A 17434-nucleotide genomic window follows, 5' to 3' on the forward strand; every position below is an offset into this window, starting at 1 on the left:
TCCCTGTCTCTGCATTCTGTTATTCTCCTGATCCTTGAATCATCTCTACAAAATGGACAATGACGCTCGCTGTGAGCCCCCAGATCACTTTATCACCGTACTGATAAAAGTATTCCGGAAAACGCTGCGTTCTCCAGTTGTAGTTCTCCCCTCCAGGGATGAGATCAAACGGAAAGCCTTCCTCAGGCTCGATTTTCATCCGAATATAGTGTGTATCCGGCTCCGTTTTCAAAAAGAAAGACAGTGGCACGGTAAACACTTCCTCGACTTCAGCGGGGTTCGGGTCCATGTCTGTTTCCGAACAGTTCATAAACCCAACATAGGTGGACACCTTCATCCCGAATGGAGACACCATGTAATCGAATGGATAAACCTTGGTGATGTCATGGTTATGGATTCCGAGCTCCTCCATCGCTTCTCTTACAGCTGTGTCTTTCTCGATCCGATCTTCCTCGTCCACTCGTCCGCCCGGAAAACAGACCTCTCCCGGCTGTCTGCGCATGTTCAACGAACGCACCTCAAAGACGAGGTGGAGCTCGCCCTCTTTTTCAATCAAAGGCAGGAGGATGGAATAATTCCGGTAAGACGTCTGGCCAAGGACGTCCGGCGTATGGGACTTCATTTTTTGAATGATTTCTTCAGCGTTCATACTTTCACCTCTCCTATTACTATATCAAAGTATGTAACGGAGAGTTGATTTGGTGCTTACAAAGAAAAAGAACCTCTTAGTTAAAGAGGTTCTCACGCGTGGCCATCTATTGAAGAAGATCCAAGTATTCCTGTTGGATATATTGTGCGAGCGTGCCAAGCGTCTGACCTTTGAATGCATCAGGAACAGACTCGCCGTCAGGATGCTCATAATAATACTCGCCGAGGTCCTCGTTATACCAGTAGCCGACTTCCTCAAGAAGCTGCTGCAATTCTTCCGGTAGCTGTTCCATGCCTGTCTGCTCGGTGAAATAGGCGGTCGGCTTGATATAGACGTCAACATCATTCAAGCCGGTGTACACTGCAAACAGGTCACGCTCTCCCTGCATGATCCACTGCTCCTTCGAAAACAGGGAAATACCTGATTTCTCCAAACGGGAAATGCCGTCCAGGTTGATGCCGAAAATGTCATTGATGAGCGTTCGGATTTCTGGTCCTGAAAGTTCGCCTTGTAGAGCTTCAACATACAGGTCCATCACTTCGGATTTCGATAAAGAAAGAAGGTCTTCTTGTCCCAGTGCGTCTTTGATGTAGTCCGGATACTCCTTCACTTGTTTGCCAGCCTCCAAGTCGGACACGGCCTGCAGGTTGATCCCGAACACTTCACGTACGGTAAAGCGCAAGTCCCTTCCATCAATCCGTGGTTCTAGTTTTTCCAGATAAAGGTCCATCGCTTCTGCCTGTGGTACAGACTGGGCCCATTCGATCGCTTCGAAAACGTGTAAGTCCTCTTCTGTTTTCAGCACTTGAACGATGCCATGCATCACCTTGTAGGAATATTTGTAGTCTTTAATAGGAGAAGCTTCTGTAGGAATCGTGGTGGGGATCATGCTTAAAACGACAATAATAGCGACAATACTCGATCTTTTCCAACTCAAATCATACATCCTCCTTTACCTTTCACATATGTATACTCTCCATTATACACACGAATGGTCATTATTTTTGAAAAATTTTGTCGAAACCATATTTAATACTTACAGTTCCTTTCAGAATTTGGTACTTTTAAGATAGGTCAGCACCACTTGCCACATTCTTTTTTTATAAAGGAGAGATTTAAGAATGGAATTAGATCAAATGGAAGTAAATTCGTCTGTCGAACAAGAGGTCACATCTCCAGAAACGAAGCCTTATTTGACGGCATTAATTGGATGGAGTCTGCAGGCGATTGAAGTAGCGGCGCGTATGGAACGCCCATTTGTTGTTGTCGGTCCCCCTGAATTCGAATCGTACGCAGAAAAGCATGAAATCGGTTTTGTCGGCTGGGATTTCAACAAGCTGAACGAAGGCTCGGATCAGTTGTACAAAAAATTGAAAGCTCTCGGCGTTGAAGTGGCGATTCCATTGTATGAGGAGTGTGTCGAGTGGGCAGGGGCATTGAACGCAAGGTTCCGCAACGAGCCGCGTGTTTTCAACCGCTCCCTTCTGCTTCGTGACAAAGGAATGATGAAAAGAAAAGCACAGATTGCCGGAATCAAGGTGGGTGTGTTCGAGGAAGCTCATAACAAAGAGGATATTGTCCGCTTCCTAAGACGCGTGAATGACGCCCTCCTTAAAATCGAAGGTGATGTCATGGATCCGATCCACGTGAAACCACTCGATAAAGCCGGGTCTGTCGGTCATATGGCGATTCGGACAGTGGACGAAATCGAAGAAATCGACGATAACGCCTTTCCACTTCTGATGGAGAGTCACTTAGACGGACAAGAATTCTCTGTTGAAGCATTCATCCATAAAGGAAAAGTACAGTTTTTGAATATTACGGAATACGTTCGACTCGGCTATTCGAATTTCGTTCCAGCGTCTCCTTCCCTGATGGAAAAAAGACCGCAGATCGTAGAAGCCGTTCAACAGCTGGTCGATGCCTTTGAAATCGAATACGGTGTCATCCATCCGGAATACTTCATTACACCGAACGGAACACTCCACTTCGGTGAAGTGGCTGCGCGTGTTCCTGGTGGCCACATTTTCGAACTGATTGAACGGGCATATGGATTCAGCGCCTATGAAGCTCAAATTCTATGCAGCGATCCGAAAACGACGCAGGAAGAGTTGGATGAGTTTTTCCCAAGCCCATACGATTACAAAGGATATGCCGGCTGTTTGATGGTCCACCCACAGAAGGATTACGTCAATGACTTGGAAGTACCGGATGAGCTTGAACAGCACGGTTATTTCGAAAAACACGACCTCTTCACACCAGCTCAGGGAAAGGTTGCCCAGCGCATAGGATTTGGTAACCACTACGGCACCATCTTCTTCTTCGGTGAAGAAAGTGATGAGATGAGACATTTACTCAAGGAATACGAAGAATACGATTTTTACGTTTAAAGGAGAGTATTCATGCCGCAATCAACGGGTGTCATTGTAGAACGTTTCGAGAAAGCATTGGATGACTTGGACCAGGCCGCTTCTTTTGTAAAGTCGAAATACCAAACGGACGTCTATCAGGAGGCGAACCGTCTGATCGAGATGGAAAATGGTCTCGAACATCTCTTCGGTCACGCCGATCGTTTCGAGCAGGCCGGGGTGTTTCAAGATGGACCATGGGAATCAGCCGATAAGCTGCAGCCTCCATTAGTGGCAGGCTCGTTACGTGCCAAAGGGCTTCCGATGATCATCGAGGTCCTCAGTGATTTACGCATGCTCGCAATCGCTGAAGGAAAAGCGACCAATCCGACCGTCTCTAAGGAAATGGCCGAGGACTTCCTCAATGAAGTCATGGTCCTGAACCTGGACATTCTGTTTCCGGATGCAAGCGAAAGCTCGCGTGTAGAGGATAATGAGAACAGTGAAAAAGCACAGAAGCTTTTTGAGTTTCTCATTCAGCATTTATCATCAAAAGCGCTTGTCAAAACGCTTATTGAAGAAATCGACCGTTTGACTGCTCAGCGTCCGATTATGATCAAGCGGATCGTTTCCATGATTCAGACGGCGAAGAAGATGACCGATTCCGAGAGTGATCCTGAAGACCAAGCGGCTCTTCAGAAATACATTGCAGCACTCGAAGGGCCATCCCCTCTCAGTCACAAATATAAAGAGTTGAGTGAGTACAGGGCCAATCTGAAGGAGCTCGAACGGAACGACCTGATCTCTGAAAGTGTGTCGCTCGCGAAATCCATGCGCACAACAGGGCTCGTCGCTCCCCACCACGCAACGCTGATCCGCTTCCTCAGCAAACGCATGCCGGGGCTGCTGACGTATGCACTCGCCTTAAACAGCAAAGGGCTTGCCAACCTCGAAGAGAACGAGGAGCTCGTGCAGCAGATGATCAAAGCGTCGATTTTCCCTGCGACAAGACAGGCGATTTACGGACTCGCTCTGATGCTTGAACGAGGGGTATTATCCCATTCACCTGTTCCACCGGGGTTGAGACGTCTCGTCGAGCTCGACATCCGTCCTGAAGTAAGGAAGAACTTGAATAAAGCGGTGCAGACAGGCGAAGGACTGACCGCCAACAGTATTCTTCTTGCCGGTACGATTCAAGTGCTCGGACAGCCGCTCGGAGTCGGTCAGGGATTCAACCCGACGTGTCAGGCAGCCCGCGGCATCAGCTTATGGGCCCAGCACGCACCCGGATTCTTACTTGAAATCATCCCTCGTGCAGCAAGGGACGGAGACATCGACTTCATGTTCGAAGGTCAGGCGATTCACTCTGAGAACTTAACAGGCGGACTCGCGCCAAACCTTCACACTGAGCTGGATCCCGTCTCGCTTGTGCTCGTCCCGCACTTAGACCGGATTTACAGTGAAATGATGTCACGCGTCGCGTTACGCGGAGATGATGGTCACAGATGGGTGAACCCTGCCTTTTACGGCAACTGGGTGCAGAAAGGGTTCAATTCTGCCTTTGATCCTCTGACAGGATATGTTATGGATTACCAAGGGTTCGTTAAGTTGTTTTATGCCACACACCACCCGGATTTCAACGATGATTATGAGTTGATTTATCCGAACCCTGTCGGCATTTTCATTACGAACGTACACGGAAAACTGCTCGGTCTGCACGCGATCTCCATTACGAGAATCGCTCAAGACCCGTCAGGCGAGTATCGTGTCTATTTTTACAATCCGAATAACGACGGCTCTCAAAATTGGGGACAGTCGATCGAACCGAGCGTACAGGAAAATGGAGAAGAAGAAGGCGAAAGCTCGCTTCCGTTCCATGAGTTCACATCCCGTTTATACGCGTTCCACTACAACCCGTATGAGCAGGGCGATGCCTACGCGGTAGACTCGCATATTGTGCAATCAATCTATGAACTGGCGAAGGAAAGCTGGGGCCGGGATTATACGTGGGTTTAAGCATTTGAAAGGTTTGCAGAACGGTTATCTGTCTTAAAGATAACCGTTCTTTTCTTTCTGGCAATTGGAAGAATTACCTAATAAAATGAAACGGATGACAAGTAAATACGTATAGTAGAACGGAGTGTTTCCGCGTACTCTTCGTAAAACATGTATAAGGAGGCTTATAGCATTGCAACACGACAACACAGAAAACAGAAGTCAAAAGGGATCGTTCATCTTTCCATTCCTCGCCCTCCTCACCTTCGCCATCTCAACGACCGAAATGTTTTTCTTTGAGATCCTGAGTGAACAAGGCGAATCTCTACTTTGGTATGGAACAGGAATCCTATTCTCTCTTTATTTTCTGCTACATAAAAATTTTGTACTACTCGGAGTTTGCGCGATCGCTATGGCGCTTTCCGCAATCTTTATAGGAATATAAGGGAGGGTTTCACATGAATAAAAAGACCATGAAAATCACTGCTCTAGCCTGCTTTATGGCTTGTGTGCTCGTTTGGGTTCCGAACCTCGTTTTCCAAGTGGCATCACCTCTCTGGCTGCTTACTTTCCTTGTCGCTCCAGTCGGGATTGTACTCGCAGCTATGCTCAAGCATAAGTGGCTGATTATCGGCAATACCGTCATGCTCTTCAGCTTCTTCTGGTTGATGTTTGGTGGGTATTTAGTCAATTCCATCACCAACGGACAGCCATAAAATATTTCCTCCTCCATGTTAGCAATTGAAATCAAAACAAAGGAGCAACATCACGGTACGCTGAAGGTGAGGTGATTGTTATGAATTATAGTACGGCGACGCAGAAAGCCATTGCTCATATCGAGACTCATATCGAAGACACCATCACCGCAGACGACCTCTCGTCCGCTACAGGTTACTCCAAATACCACCTGCTTCGTATTTTCAAAAGCGAAACAGGCAAAACGGTCGGAGAGTATGTGAAGCACAGGCGTCTTGCCGTTGCCTCATCCCTGCTTATTGAAGGGGACGAATCAATTTTGACGATTGCCATCGCGTTCGGCTTCCAGTCACAGGCGGCGTTCACGAGGGCATTCAAGGACGTTTACCACCTTCCACCGGCAAAGTACCGGAAAATGCTGAGACTGCTTGACATGAATAAGGAGGAAACAGGAATGGACAATCAAAAAGAAATACACGGATGGACCTTGAGCGGATCCAATCCAGAGTTGTATCAATTCGGAGTGGATGCGAACCACTTTCACACAGGCAAACAATCCGGTTACCTTTTCGGACAGAAACAGGCTGTCCCTGCCCAATTCGGCACGGTTATGCAAGGGTTCCAGTCCAAGTTTTATAAAGGAAAAAGGGTGAAGATGTCCTGCTTTATCAAAACGGAAGCAGCGCATAAGTGCGGCGCATGGATGCGTGTGGACAACGCTTCTGGAGACGTCCTTCAATTTGATAACATGGACCCCCGCCCAATCGAAGGGGATACAGACTGGAACTATTACTCCATCATCCTGGATGTTGCGGAAGAGAGCGATGCCATCTATTTCGGTGTGTTGCTCCAAGGGTCAGGTAAGGTGTGGATGGACGGTTTTCAGTTCCAGGAAGTCAGCGACAACGTGGAAAACACCAACCTTCTTGGAGTGGAGGCTCTTCCAGAGAGACCTGATAATCTAGACTTCAGCCATTCGTGAAAATGAGGTGAACAAACCAAATGAATCACCGAAAAAAATGGGTAATCAGCGCGCTGATTGTCTTCACCCTCTCGCTCGTCATCTTTTTCCATTATTACGGGTACGCACAAGCTAAAGAGGCATGCTTGAACATCAATGGTACGATCACCGAGGATGAAGTGAGCCTGTTCAATTGGTCTGTCTCCTGCGAAAGCTAACTCTTTATAGAAAAAAACAGTAGTCGGAGGAACATATGGTATTAATCATCTTAGTGTTTCTATTAACGTTGTATATCACGTTTACCATCAGTCATCTCGAGAAGAAAATGAAGAAGCAACAAGAAGATGTGGATGAGATGAAGTCATTGTTGAAAGTCATCATAAAAAAACAAGACAACAATCCATGAATAGTTGCTCAGGTTAGGTCGTAGGTCGGCCTGACCTTTTATTTATGTTGCGACCTCCTTATATATGGTAGCCTATTACGGGAAAGGAGTTGAAAATATGGATTTCAATATATGGTTTTTGTCGTTGATCGGCGTCATCGCTTTATTTTTCATCATGCTTGAGATAAGAGACATTCTAAGGAACAAAAAACCTGAAACGAGTGTTCTCTTACACAAAATCGGGTTCCTTGGAATCGTGTTGTCATTGCTCATCGTCAGCTATGATATCTACAAAACTTGGTTTACCATTCTGACAATCGCTTTCCTCATCTTGTACGTTGCCACCTGGAAAACAGACCGCTGATGTTTCACGTGAAAACGTCATTCCTTTTCACCATCACAGCACACTTTGTGTTCAATTTGAAGGGCGATGGATAAGACATCCATAAAGGTTTCATGAGGGGTTGTTTTTTCATATAGGGGATAGTAATGACGGATGGCAATACCAAGCGGCCTTCTCGCCTCATATTCGAAGTGATAGAAATCGACGATAGGAAAGTAGAGGTCATCGCCTAAAGGAACCAGCGCGCCGGCTACGATCGAGCCTTGAACGGGGGTCACAGCATGGGGATCACACACTACAACGTCAACCGGCTGTTCCGTAATCATATCTACAAGTACGAGAACACGGTCGCTCAACTTACTCCCGACAAAGTAGAAGCGATGAGCAATGGATGTCCACTCTTTCAGCCATGACCGCGATGGAGGGACTTCAGAAAGAACATCGGCATTCGCTTCAATGTAATCATCAATGTAGCTCCATTCTTGTGAAACAAAAGCCACATAGTTCATCCGGCACCAGAAAAGATTATGTCTGAGGGTATCTTTCTTATGAGGGGCGATATGATGAGGCTCAATGAATTCATCGATGGCAGGGAGTGAATCGATGAAGTGTTCTCTTGCGATGGTTTGGGCAAAATCAGGAAACCATTCCCCCATGACCAAATCAAACCATTCATCTGAGTATGACGTTTCTTTCGAGAAGGTAGGGGAACCTGCTCGCTTTAATTGGATCACGTTCTTTCGTTCTTTCATTCACATTCCTCCTTTTTTTCGTTCAGGTCTATACTTCGACAAGTACGCCCGCATTTCCTCTTTTTGTAAGAAAGAAAGACCAAAAATAAAGACAGGTTGAACACCTGCCTTAGCGGTTATTTCATGACGAGAACCGGACAAGTCGCGTTTTGGACGACATTGTTGCTGACACTTCCGAGGAAGAGCCGCTTCACACTGCCAATCCCCCGGTTCCCAATGATAATCAAATCCATATCGTTCTCTTCTGCATACTTACAAATGCTTGAACCAGGATGATCTCCGACGAGTACCTTCGAGACGACCTGATACTCTTCTTCAGCAAGTTCCTTTTTAATCTCTTCCATTTCGCTTTCAAGCTTGGCAGCCAGTTCCTTACTGATTTCGTTTGAAACAGCCGCATACGTGACGGGTCCTGCAGAGTTCGTGACCTGCACAATATGAACCTCTTTTTCCGACGCATGAACAGCTTGATTCCGCACTTCTCTCAAAGCGTTACGGCTCCACTCACTTCCATCATAAGCAACGAGTATTTTCACCGTCATGGGTAAACCCTCCTATGAGTGTGGGAACTTGCTTACACTTCTATTTTACCACAATTGAAAGCGCGTTCATATACATAAGAACCACCACTCCTCTTAACTCAGGTGGTTCCTTTTTCATGTAAATGCCAATACCGATATGCACTCTTCACCAACACCTTCGTAGCCGAGTACAACGGAACAGCAATGACCATTCCAATAAATCCAGCAAGTGGCGCCGATACGACGAGTAACAGAATAATCGTAAGCGGGTGCACATTCAATTTTTGACCAAGCACGACTGGTGCGACAAGGTTCCCTTCAAGCTGCTGCACGATAATGAGAGCCACCAATACATAGATGACCATCATCGGGTCCTGCACTAAGGCGACAAACACCGCAGGAACAACGCCGAGAATCGGTCCGAAGAACGGAATCACCGCTGTGAACACGACAACAATGGCGAGCACAAGCGCATAATCGAGTCCGATAATGAGATACGCGATATACATCAGAATTCCGTCAACCGTCGCTACCGTAATCTGCCCAATGATGTAATTCGAAAGCGTGCGGTCCAATTTTTCCAACACACGATACGCTTCTTCGTTTTTACGCCCGGTTAAACCGCGGGTTAAGAAAGGAACGAGCTTACTCCCATCTTTCAAAAAGAAAAACAGTAGAAACGGAATAATCAACAACGTGGTTGCAGCCCCGGCAACCGTTGTGAAAATATCGGTCATATGAGTCGTAATCCGCTGCCCTAGATCACCAAAGTATTGCGTGACCTCCTGCTGCATGGATTGTACCGACAGCATGCCCATATCCTTCTTCTCCACCTCTTGCTGCAGCTCTTCCGTCATGCTTTGCAATTTGCTCGGCAGAGTGGATAAATCGTTGACTTGATTTTGAATCGTCGTAAACAACAACCGTCCAAGTAAAGCCAGGATCCCAGCAATCACAGCAAACACAATGGAGGTCGAAACCACCACTGGAATCGTGAACACCTTCGCTAACCAATCCACGATCGGTCGTATGATATAAAATAAAAAACCCGCAATCAGAATCGGGTAAAACAGGGTCTTGAACACGGTGATCAACGGAGAGATCATGTTCAATTCCCTCATGAAGAAAATAAGTATGAGAGCCAGTATTGCGGCACTTATGAACTTAAAGTATGGATGCTTCCACCACATCGCCTGCACCTCCTTGCTTTTTCTTTCACTTAATGGAGGGCGTTCAAACTTGGATATTTCAATATGTAAGAGCTCCAATAACAATTAAAGATGAAGAAAGCCTGATTCTTATTGAAGAACCAGGCTTTTTTGAATAGGAAATAGCGAACTCCTAAAGAGGTTATTCACTATACAACCACATCATACGCATTATTTATTTGTACATAAACGTGTTGTCAACTTATCCCCCGGCAACCATCCGTGCCAGTTGACCACAGAGCAACGCCGCATACATTCCGACGACGTTACCGAGGATACCCATCAATAGACCAACCGGCGCAAGGGCTGGTTGGAAGACAGACGCTACAATCGGCGCAGAGCTCGTCCCTCCGATATTCCCCTGTGAACCAACCGCGACGAAGAACAGTGGAGCCTTCAGCAGACGGGCTGCTGTAAACAGGAACAGGATGTGAATCGACAGCCAGACAAGACCCATCAGAATGAATTCCGGGGCGTCTACGATGTCCATCAAGTTCGCCCGTGAACCGATCGCCGCTAGGTAAAGGTAGATTCCCGCATATCCGAATTTGCTGGCTCCGTAGTATTCTAGATTACGAACTTTTGTAAAGGACAGTGCGATTCCGACAGCCGTTACTAGCAGGAAGGTCCATGTTGACGTGCTCAACACATCAGACTTCGGAATAAACGGAAGGTCTGCGAACACGCGAACCAAGTAAGAACCCGCAAATGCGATACTTAGAATTGCGAACAACTGCGGAAGCTGAAGCGGCTTGGCATTACGCTCTACATCCGTCGCGATTTCCTCGTTCACTTGTTTAATTGTCGAGTTGTCCGCTTTATTCCATTTGTTGAAACGCTGTTGGAAACCGGCAAGAGAAATCATAACACCCATCCAGCCGATCCCGACAATGGTATCCGTCAAAATGATCGGGCTCATAATCGAATCAGGTGTATCGAAAGCGATCTCCATCGCACCAAGGTTCCCCGATCCACCAATCCAGCTTCCGGCAAGCGCTCCGACACCACGCCACGCTTCGTCAGGAAGGATACCTTGGAAGAGTGCGTAAGCAACCGGTCCACCCACGACGACACCAAGAGTACCTGCTAGGAAAACTAAGACGGCCTTACCTCCAAGCTTAAAGGTAGCCGGAACGTTCGTGCTGATCATCAAAAGCAGCAGTCCTGCCGGCAACAGGTAGGTTCCCAAGAAGCCATACAAGTCTGAGCTTTGCGGGATGATTCCGAACGTTGTGGAAAGCATCGGCAGGAAATACATCCAGATCAATGGCGGTAAATATCCGAAAAATTTCTGCACTGGTTTTTTATTGACTGTTGAAAGCATAAAAACCGCGCCGACAATCGCGATCAAATACGCGAATATCGCCATCGGCTCTTGAATCAAGGCTTGTTGATTGTTCATGATGTCACTCTCCAAACATTGTTATAAAGATTTGAATTGTCCGAAAAATTATGTTATAGAATTGCGCGCATTTTTGGAGTTTAGCACATATTTTGACGCTGTAAAACAAAAAAACTTCAAAAAATTAAAGTAAACGCTCTCAACACAAATCACTTTTTAAAAGAAAGTTGAGAAAGGAACATCACTCCTCATTCACAAAAAAAGTTGATTCCCCCATCAAGGGAATCAACCTTTTCACCGCTTCCTCATCGCCCGTCGCTCCGCATAGCCCACACACTTACGGCATACCAACACCTCACGGCCGGCATCATCTACGTAACGCTCTGGATCCTTCGGTTTTTTGTTGCAAATCGCACATGACTTAGGAGTCAACCACCGCTTCAGGCAGTTCACATTCAACCTCTCCCGTCGCTTAAGTCGTCTTGAATTGATGGACAGCTTGCTTCAGCGACTGACTCTGCTTCTTCATTTTCGTCATGCGTTCCGTAATATCTTCCGTCATCGTGAAGCTTTCCTTCATCTGATCTCGGAACTTATCGACACGTTCGCTCATCGCAAGGTAACGGTCATGCTGGCTGCTCCGGGTGTTCTGCATCGCGGCTGTCTCTTTGTTGACGACGTGAAGCTGCGTCACAAAGGAATCCATATACTCGTGGACTTCCTTCACTTTTTCATCCATGAGTTGAAAACGCTCCGGCATCTCCTTGAGCTTCCCGTTCAGAAGCTGAATCTCATCTGTAAATCCGTTCAGCTCATTTCTACTGGAATGAATCGTGCTTGTCGTCTGTCCAATCATCTCTTGTATATCATCGGTTGATGTCTTCGTCTCGCCTGCGAGCTTCTTGATCTCCTCTGCGACAACGGCGAATCCTTTGCCGTGCTCCCCGCTTCTCGCCGCTTCAATCCCCGCGTTCAGTGACAACAGGTTGATTTGATCCGAAATCTCTTTAATGGACTGGACGACCTGTTCACTCTCTTTTGAAAAAGAAGCGACGCTCTCCATGTTCTCGTTCACATCGGCGACACGGCGCCCCACTCCGTCGTTCACTGCGGTAATCTCCGTAATGAAGCCAGCCATCTGATCGACTTCCTGCTTGATCCAATCGACTTGATGACCGATCTGCTCCATCCCCGCAAATGAATCCTGTACAGTAGCGAGCACTTGATCTTCCGTTTCCATTTCGGCAGCCAGCCACTTCTCTGATTCCTGCATCTGTGCGTGCGTGGACTCCATGAATTCAAATTGGTCGTGGGAATTCTCCCTTAATCGCTTCGCCATGCCGAGCATTTTCGTTGAGGACTCATGAACGAACGAAGTGTCCTTCTTTACTTGGTCGACGAGCGAATCGAGCGTTTGAAGCAGCTCATTGAATGCCGAATTGATTTCAGCTGTATCAGAACCCTGTTCCACTTTGATCTGCCTCGTCAGGTCGCCTTTTGCCTGAGCGATATCCTGCATCGCCGTGATCGTCTCGACCATTGCCGTCGTGGCACCGTGCTCAGAGACGTTCAGTCCGGCAAGCTCCTCTTCCCGCTCAGGTCTCAGCGTCATGAACCGGCCCATCGTTTTATAGACGATAAACCCAAGTCCGAACCCCCAAAAAAAGGCTGTCGCAATTCCAAGAGACTGCACGCCGATTTGTCCAAGTCTTGTACTCAGCTGAAGCATCTCGACGGGTGCGAACAAGGCAAGTGCAAGCGTCCCCCACGCCCCTGCGACGCCGTGGACGGCGATAGCTCCGATGGCATCGTCGACCTTCAAGCCGTTTTCAATGAAACGTAACGCAAAGACGACGACAACGCCTCCGATCGCCGCCGTTAGCAGGGCCATCAACGGAGACAGGATGTGGGCTCCTGCTGTAACAGACACCAAGCCTGCCAATATACCGTTTAAGATACTTTCAACGCCTGCTTTGGAGTCCAGCAGCCAGCTCGTCAGCATCGCAAAGAACCCTCCTGCAACAGCGCCGAGCTGCGTATTCAGCGCTATCATGGCAATGCTTGCATCCCCAACTGTTGTAGAACCAGCGTTAAATCCGAACCACCCAAGCCATAGGACGAACACACCTAATGTCGCCATCACGGTGTTCGACGGGGCGAAGCGTTGGCTTTTTCCATCTTGGTCGTACTTTCCGATTCTAGGACCAATCACAATGGCAGCAGCAAGCGCAACCCAGCCGCCAATCGAGTGAACAACGGTGGAGCCGGCAAAATCAATGAAGCCAAGCTGCTCAAGCCAGCCTCCGCTTCCTCCTGTCCAGAGACTCCCCCAAGCCCAGTGACCGAAAACAGGATAAATAAGCAGCACGATGAAAAACGTCCCCAATAAATAGACGTGGAACTTCACCCTCTCTGCAATCGCACCGGATACAATGGTCGCAGCCGTCCCCGCAAAGACCGTCTGAAACAATAGAAACGCCCACGTCCATGGATCCTCGATCGATTGAAAAAAGAAGGGCCCTATGCCGAGCCATCCATTCTGACTTTCCCCAAACATCAGTCCGAAACTGACCAGCGAAAAAACAAGCGTCGCTACCAGCAAGTCCGAGATGTTCTTCATCGCGACATTGATTGAATTCTTCGCCCGGATCATCCCCGCTTCAAGAGCCGTAAAGCCCGCCTGCATGAAAAAGACCAGGATCGAAGCTACAATAATCCAAACAAAATTCAAGTTGAGCTGCACCGCTTCCACCATCATTCCCCCTAAGTATGTAAGCCTTCTTATCTAGTGATGTTAGAAAATATAACATAATTTTCAGAATATTTCACCACTTATTAGGAGGGATGACCTACTAAACTTACCTATTTAAACGCTTCCATTGTTTAAGCATAAAGGTTCGTACTTTTTTAAATTTTTTATGTTGAAGATTCTTGTTTCCTAAATAAAAAAGGAAAAACCACAGCGCTGGGCGCTATGGTTTCCGAGTCAACTGCTCCATAATCTCGATATAGGTCAACGTAGCTTCATGATACTTCTTCAACGAATCGCCGTTCTTCACCGCTTCCATGAACGTCTTCACCTGCAGACTGTACTGATCGCCTTCTTCTGTGTACGTCTTCTCGCCTTGATCATTCTGTACGGTAATCTTCCCGATGTGGTCTTCCTTATCCGGACGATAAGCGTCGTGTACCTTAAGGACGCCCTCTGATCCAACCACTTCGTACTCATTCCGCATGACAGCATCAAAGCTTGAATCCACTTGAACAACGACTCCGTTCTCAAGTAGAAGCGCAGCGGCAGCCGTGGTGTCCACACCGTGCTCAGGGTCGATCCGCTTCGTCACCTGAACATCCATCACATTCTCATTCATGATATTCAAAGCAGAATGAACGCCGTAACAGCCGACATCCCAGAGCGATCCGCCCCCTTTTTCTTGATCGAGACGAATGTTGTACGAGGAACGGTCGAAGAAGAAGGAGAAGCTTGCGCGGATCATCGCAACCTCGCCCACCGCTCCGTCGTTCACCAGCTGTTTCACCTTATCGTGCTGCGGGTGGAACTGATACATGAACGCTTCCAGGAAATAAACGCCGTGCTCTTCACAAGCTTGGATCATTTCTTCCGCATCCTGACGGTTCAGGGCAGCTGGTTTTTCACACAACACATGCTTTCCGGCCTGAGCTGCTTTGATCGTCCACTCTTTGTGCAGGTGGTTCGGAAGGGGAATGTAGACCGCTTCGACTTCTGAATCCTCGAGTAGCGCTTCATAGCTGTCGTATGTATTCGGGATCTGGAACTGTTCAGCCAGCGCCTCCTCTTTGCCGCTTAAACTCGCAACGGCCACCACTTCAGCTCCGTCTGTTCTTTTCATCGCTGGAATCAGCGCTTTCTTGGCAATGTTCGCTGCCCCTAGAATACCCCATTTCATGTCGATCTCCTCCTTATGAATGCTTCTACTTCCTCTAGTGTCGGCATGCCGCCCTGCGCGCCTTCCTTCTGCACAGACAAAGCGGCCGCCACGTTCGCTTTCAGACAGGCTTCCTCCAGACCTGAGCCGGACGCAAGAAGCGTGGCAAGCGCTCCGTTGAATGTATCGCCCGCCCCCGTCGTGTCCCTGACCTCGACCGAAAAGCCCTCTACGATTTTCTTATTCCCATTCACCGTAAAGCTGACACCCTGAGCGCCTAATGTTGTGATCAGCTTCTCTTCTTTCACCTGCAGACTCTCCGCTTCCCTTTCATTCGGGGTGAAAAAGGAAGCCCCTTCGACGATAGATTCAGGTAAAGGCTGAATCGGTGCCGGATTGACGATCAGCGGGATATGGTGAGCCCGCGCAAAGCCCGCGATCCATTCCACCGTCTCGATTGGAATCTCCAGTTGGACGAGAAGCATATCGCTTTCCTTGAGAAGTGCTTCACACCCCTTCATATATTCAGGTGTGACGTAAGCATTTGCACCAGGTGCGACAATGATCCGGTTGTCGTTGTCACAGACGATGATCGTGGCCGTTCCGGTCGAAGCCTCTTGTATGGTAGAAACGTGGGTGACGTCCACCCCTTCGTTCAGCAGGTGCGCCTTCAAGTCGGTCCCGAACGGATCATGGCCGACAGCTCCGATCATGTGGACGTCTGCACCGAGCCTCGCAGAAGCGACTGCTTGATTGGCCCCCTTCCCACCTGGATAAGTCGCGAACTTTTTTCCTAAGACGGTTTCGCCTTGGTCGGGGACGCGGTCGGTGGTTACGGTCAGGTCCATGTTGATGCTTCCGATTATGGTTACGTTCATGGTTCAGCCTCCTAACTGCAGCACATAACCGCTCTCGTTAAATCTTTTTCTTTAATGAGAACGTTGTTTTCGTCATCGACTTTGTAATCTAGTTCTGCGTGCTGTAAACGCTCGACTAGTGATTCTCTTAAGATATCATTATCCATATTGTCCGAATAAACAACAAAGCTATCTTCTGATTCAAGCTGGCATCCAAAGAGCACGATGGATAGTAAGACCAGCGTAATCCATCCTTTCAAACGACCACTCCCTTACCATTTTCACCCTATTATATCACGCCAAGCAGGCAAGCAATTTACTTAAAATTCCAAAGTTGTTTGCTATAATGGAAGTAGTTCCCTCTTGAGAGGAGTATCGTTGATGCTTACTGCTTTCTTCATCATTACAATCTTGGGGCTGTTTTTGTTTTCGGTTGTAGCGATCAGCTTATCTTCGGTTCAGAAGCGTGATGTGGAACGCGACGGGTATAAAGTGTGGATGGACCAGATGAAGGCTGGAACGATTCGAATCGACTATGAACGGCGCAGGATTGAGACACCGGACCTCGAGCTCGGATTCGGACAGGTCACACGGCTGAGTCTCGTGGAAGCCCACGATTATACGGACGTGTATCTTTTTTATACGAATGCTGAGCTGATGTCCGATTGGCTGCAGTTTTCGATTCATAAAAAAAGTACAGACTACCAGCCGAATGAGACGTTCATCCAGCAGTTGCAGCGAATAGCGGATAGTGCCGGTGGGGAGTGCGAGCCGGTTGAGAAGCTGATGGACGACGAGACGATCCGGTTGTCCTCTCCATTGCGGAAGATTGCCCAGTCGCTCAAGGTGATGGGTACGGATGAGCGCCGGGATTTGGAAGCAAAGCTGAATACGTATCAGCTCCGCACGTTCGTGAAGAAGGAGATGCAGTTGATTTCGTATGAAGGAAAGCCTCTAACGTTGCGTGTACGGGAGGGCTTCCGCTTTTATTCACCTGATTGTGAAGCCCATTTCATGTTCCTTCATACATTTGACACGATTTACCTTGCAGAAGTTTGTGAATCTGGGGAAGTCTATATGTTATATGAAGAGAAAGAAGACCGGTGGTTTGCAGAAGAGCTTTGGCGTCCGAGCCTTCAGGCTGATATTTGGTTTATTGCAAGAGTGTTATCGGACCCGGCGCCATTGGACAAATCCACGATCAACAAAAAGGGCTTGTCTCCTCATGCGTAGGAGCGGGCTTTTTTTGGTGGCGTGATTTTCTTTTTTAAAGATGGTAATTGAGAAAAAAGCGACCCGTTTGAGTTTAAAATAGGTGGGAAACGGTTTATACTAGCTATTGTGGGAATTTTGCCACAAGGCATTTCGGGAAATATTTTCGACAACTTTGTGATGCTGTTGACAAAAAACGCATTTTATTTAATAATAGTTGTCGTATTAGAATTATTATAAATAAGCTGCTTCTTGCA

General features: G+C 47.7%; 19 protein-coding genes. 8 read left to right on the top strand and 11 right to left on the bottom strand.

Features of this window, described 5'->3' with window-relative positions:
- Positions 1 to 19 precede the first annotated feature (19 nt).
- Positions 20 to 649: an NUDIX hydrolase gene (locus LCM20_RS16095; RefSeq protein WP_225196519.1), complete on the bottom strand. Its 630-nt coding sequence runs from the start codon at positions 647 to 649 to the stop codon at positions 20 to 22.
- A 106-nt stretch (positions 650 to 755) separates the two neighbouring features.
- Positions 756 to 1586 (bottom strand): hypothetical protein, encoded by an 831-nt coding sequence (locus LCM20_RS16100; RefSeq protein WP_225196520.1) that lies wholly within the window; start codon positions 1584 to 1586, stop codon positions 756 to 758.
- A gap of 184 nt (positions 1587 to 1770) precedes the next feature.
- Between LCM20_RS16100 and LCM20_RS16105 the strand changes: the two genes are divergently transcribed.
- The 7 genes from LCM20_RS16105 (at position 1771) to LCM20_RS16135 (ending at position 7398) form a co-directional block, all read left to right on the top strand.
- Entirely contained in the window at positions 1771 to 3039 is a 1269-nt protein-coding gene (locus tag LCM20_RS16105; RefSeq protein WP_225196521.1) for an ATP-grasp domain-containing protein, read from the top strand.
- A gap of 12 nt (positions 3040 to 3051) precedes the next feature.
- Positions 3052 to 5013, top strand: a complete 1962-nt coding sequence (locus LCM20_RS16110) for a hypothetical protein (protein WP_225196522.1) — start codon at positions 3052 to 3054, stop codon at positions 5011 to 5013.
- A 437-nt stretch (positions 5014 to 5450) separates the two neighbouring features.
- A complete protein-coding gene (locus LCM20_RS16115; protein WP_225196523.1) occupies positions 5451 to 5708 on the top strand; it encodes a hypothetical protein in 258 nt (85 codons plus the stop codon).
- An 80-nt stretch (positions 5709 to 5788) separates the two neighbouring features.
- Positions 5789 to 6670, top strand: a complete 882-nt coding sequence (locus LCM20_RS16120; protein ID WP_225196524.1) for a helix-turn-helix domain-containing protein — start codon at positions 5789 to 5791, stop codon at positions 6668 to 6670.
- Between the two features lie 20 nt (positions 6671 to 6690).
- Positions 6691 to 6867 (top strand): hypothetical protein, encoded by a 177-nt coding sequence (locus LCM20_RS16125; RefSeq protein ID WP_225196525.1) that lies wholly within the window; start codon positions 6691 to 6693, stop codon positions 6865 to 6867.
- A gap of 35 nt (positions 6868 to 6902) precedes the next feature.
- Positions 6903 to 7055 carry a hypothetical protein gene (locus tag LCM20_RS16130; protein WP_225196526.1) on the top strand — a complete coding sequence of 51 codons (153 nt, stop codon included), beginning with the start codon at positions 6903 to 6905 and terminating at the stop codon, positions 7053 to 7055.
- A 97-nt stretch (positions 7056 to 7152) separates the two neighbouring features.
- Positions 7153 to 7398, top strand: a complete 246-nt coding sequence (locus tag LCM20_RS16135) for a hypothetical protein (RefSeq protein ID WP_225196527.1) — start codon at positions 7153 to 7155, stop codon at positions 7396 to 7398.
- Between the two features lie 17 nt (positions 7399 to 7415).
- Here the strand turns inward: LCM20_RS16135 and LCM20_RS16140 are convergent, their stop codons facing one another.
- The 9 genes from LCM20_RS16140 to LCM20_RS16180 form a co-directional block, all read right to left on the bottom strand.
- Positions 7416 to 8129: a hypothetical protein gene (locus LCM20_RS16140; protein WP_225196528.1), complete on the bottom strand. Its 714-nt coding sequence runs from the start codon at positions 8127 to 8129 to the stop codon at positions 7416 to 7418.
- A 116-nt stretch (positions 8130 to 8245) separates the two neighbouring features.
- On the bottom strand, positions 8246 to 8671 hold the full coding sequence (locus LCM20_RS16145; RefSeq protein ID WP_225196529.1) for a universal stress protein: 426 nt from the start codon (positions 8669 to 8671) through the stop codon (positions 8246 to 8248).
- A gap of 98 nt (positions 8672 to 8769) precedes the next feature.
- A complete protein-coding gene (locus LCM20_RS16150; RefSeq protein ID WP_225196530.1) occupies positions 8770 to 9840 on the bottom strand; it encodes an AI-2E family transporter in 1071 nt (356 codons plus the stop codon).
- A gap of 220 nt (positions 9841 to 10060) precedes the next feature.
- Entirely contained in the window at positions 10061 to 11260 is a 1200-nt protein-coding gene (locus LCM20_RS16155) for a DUF819 domain-containing protein (protein ID WP_225196531.1), read from the bottom strand.
- A 234-nt stretch (positions 11261 to 11494) separates the two neighbouring features.
- The gene (locus LCM20_RS16160; RefSeq protein WP_225196532.1) at positions 11495 to 11653 is read right to left on the bottom strand and encodes a hypothetical protein; all 159 of its coding nucleotides are present in this window, start codon (positions 11651 to 11653) and stop codon (positions 11495 to 11497) included.
- 19 nt (positions 11654 to 11672) lie between these two features.
- Positions 11673 to 13952, bottom strand: coding sequence for an ammonium transporter (gene amt, locus LCM20_RS16165; protein WP_225196533.1), 2280 nt, complete (start codon positions 13950 to 13952; stop codon positions 11673 to 11675).
- 220 nt (positions 13953 to 14172) lie between these two features.
- Entirely contained in the window at positions 14173 to 15129 is a 957-nt protein-coding gene (locus LCM20_RS16170) for a Gfo/Idh/MocA family protein (RefSeq protein ID WP_225196534.1), read from the bottom strand.
- Positions 15126 to 15986 (bottom strand): ribokinase, encoded by an 861-nt coding sequence (gene rbsK, locus LCM20_RS16175; RefSeq protein WP_225196535.1) that lies wholly within the window; start codon positions 15984 to 15986, stop codon positions 15126 to 15128. Before rbsK ends, LCM20_RS16170 begins: the two co-directional genes overlap by 4 nt.
- 11 nt (positions 15987 to 15997) lie before the next feature.
- On the bottom strand, positions 15998 to 16225 hold the full coding sequence (locus LCM20_RS16180) for a hypothetical protein (protein WP_225196536.1): 228 nt from the start codon (positions 16223 to 16225) through the stop codon (positions 15998 to 16000).
- A 121-nt stretch (positions 16226 to 16346) separates the two neighbouring features.
- On the opposite strand from LCM20_RS16180, the gene LCM20_RS16185 reads away from it, so the two are divergent.
- The gene (locus LCM20_RS16185; RefSeq protein ID WP_225196537.1) at positions 16347 to 17198 is read left to right on the top strand and encodes a hypothetical protein; all 852 of its coding nucleotides are present in this window, start codon (positions 16347 to 16349) and stop codon (positions 17196 to 17198) included.
- Positions 17199 to 17434 lie beyond the last annotated feature (236 nt).

This window comes from Halobacillus litoralis (genome assembly GCF_020171725.1).
In the GTDB taxonomy this organism is placed as follows: domain Bacteria; phylum Bacillota; class Bacilli; order Bacillales; family Halobacillaceae; genus Halobacillus; species Halobacillus litoralis_F.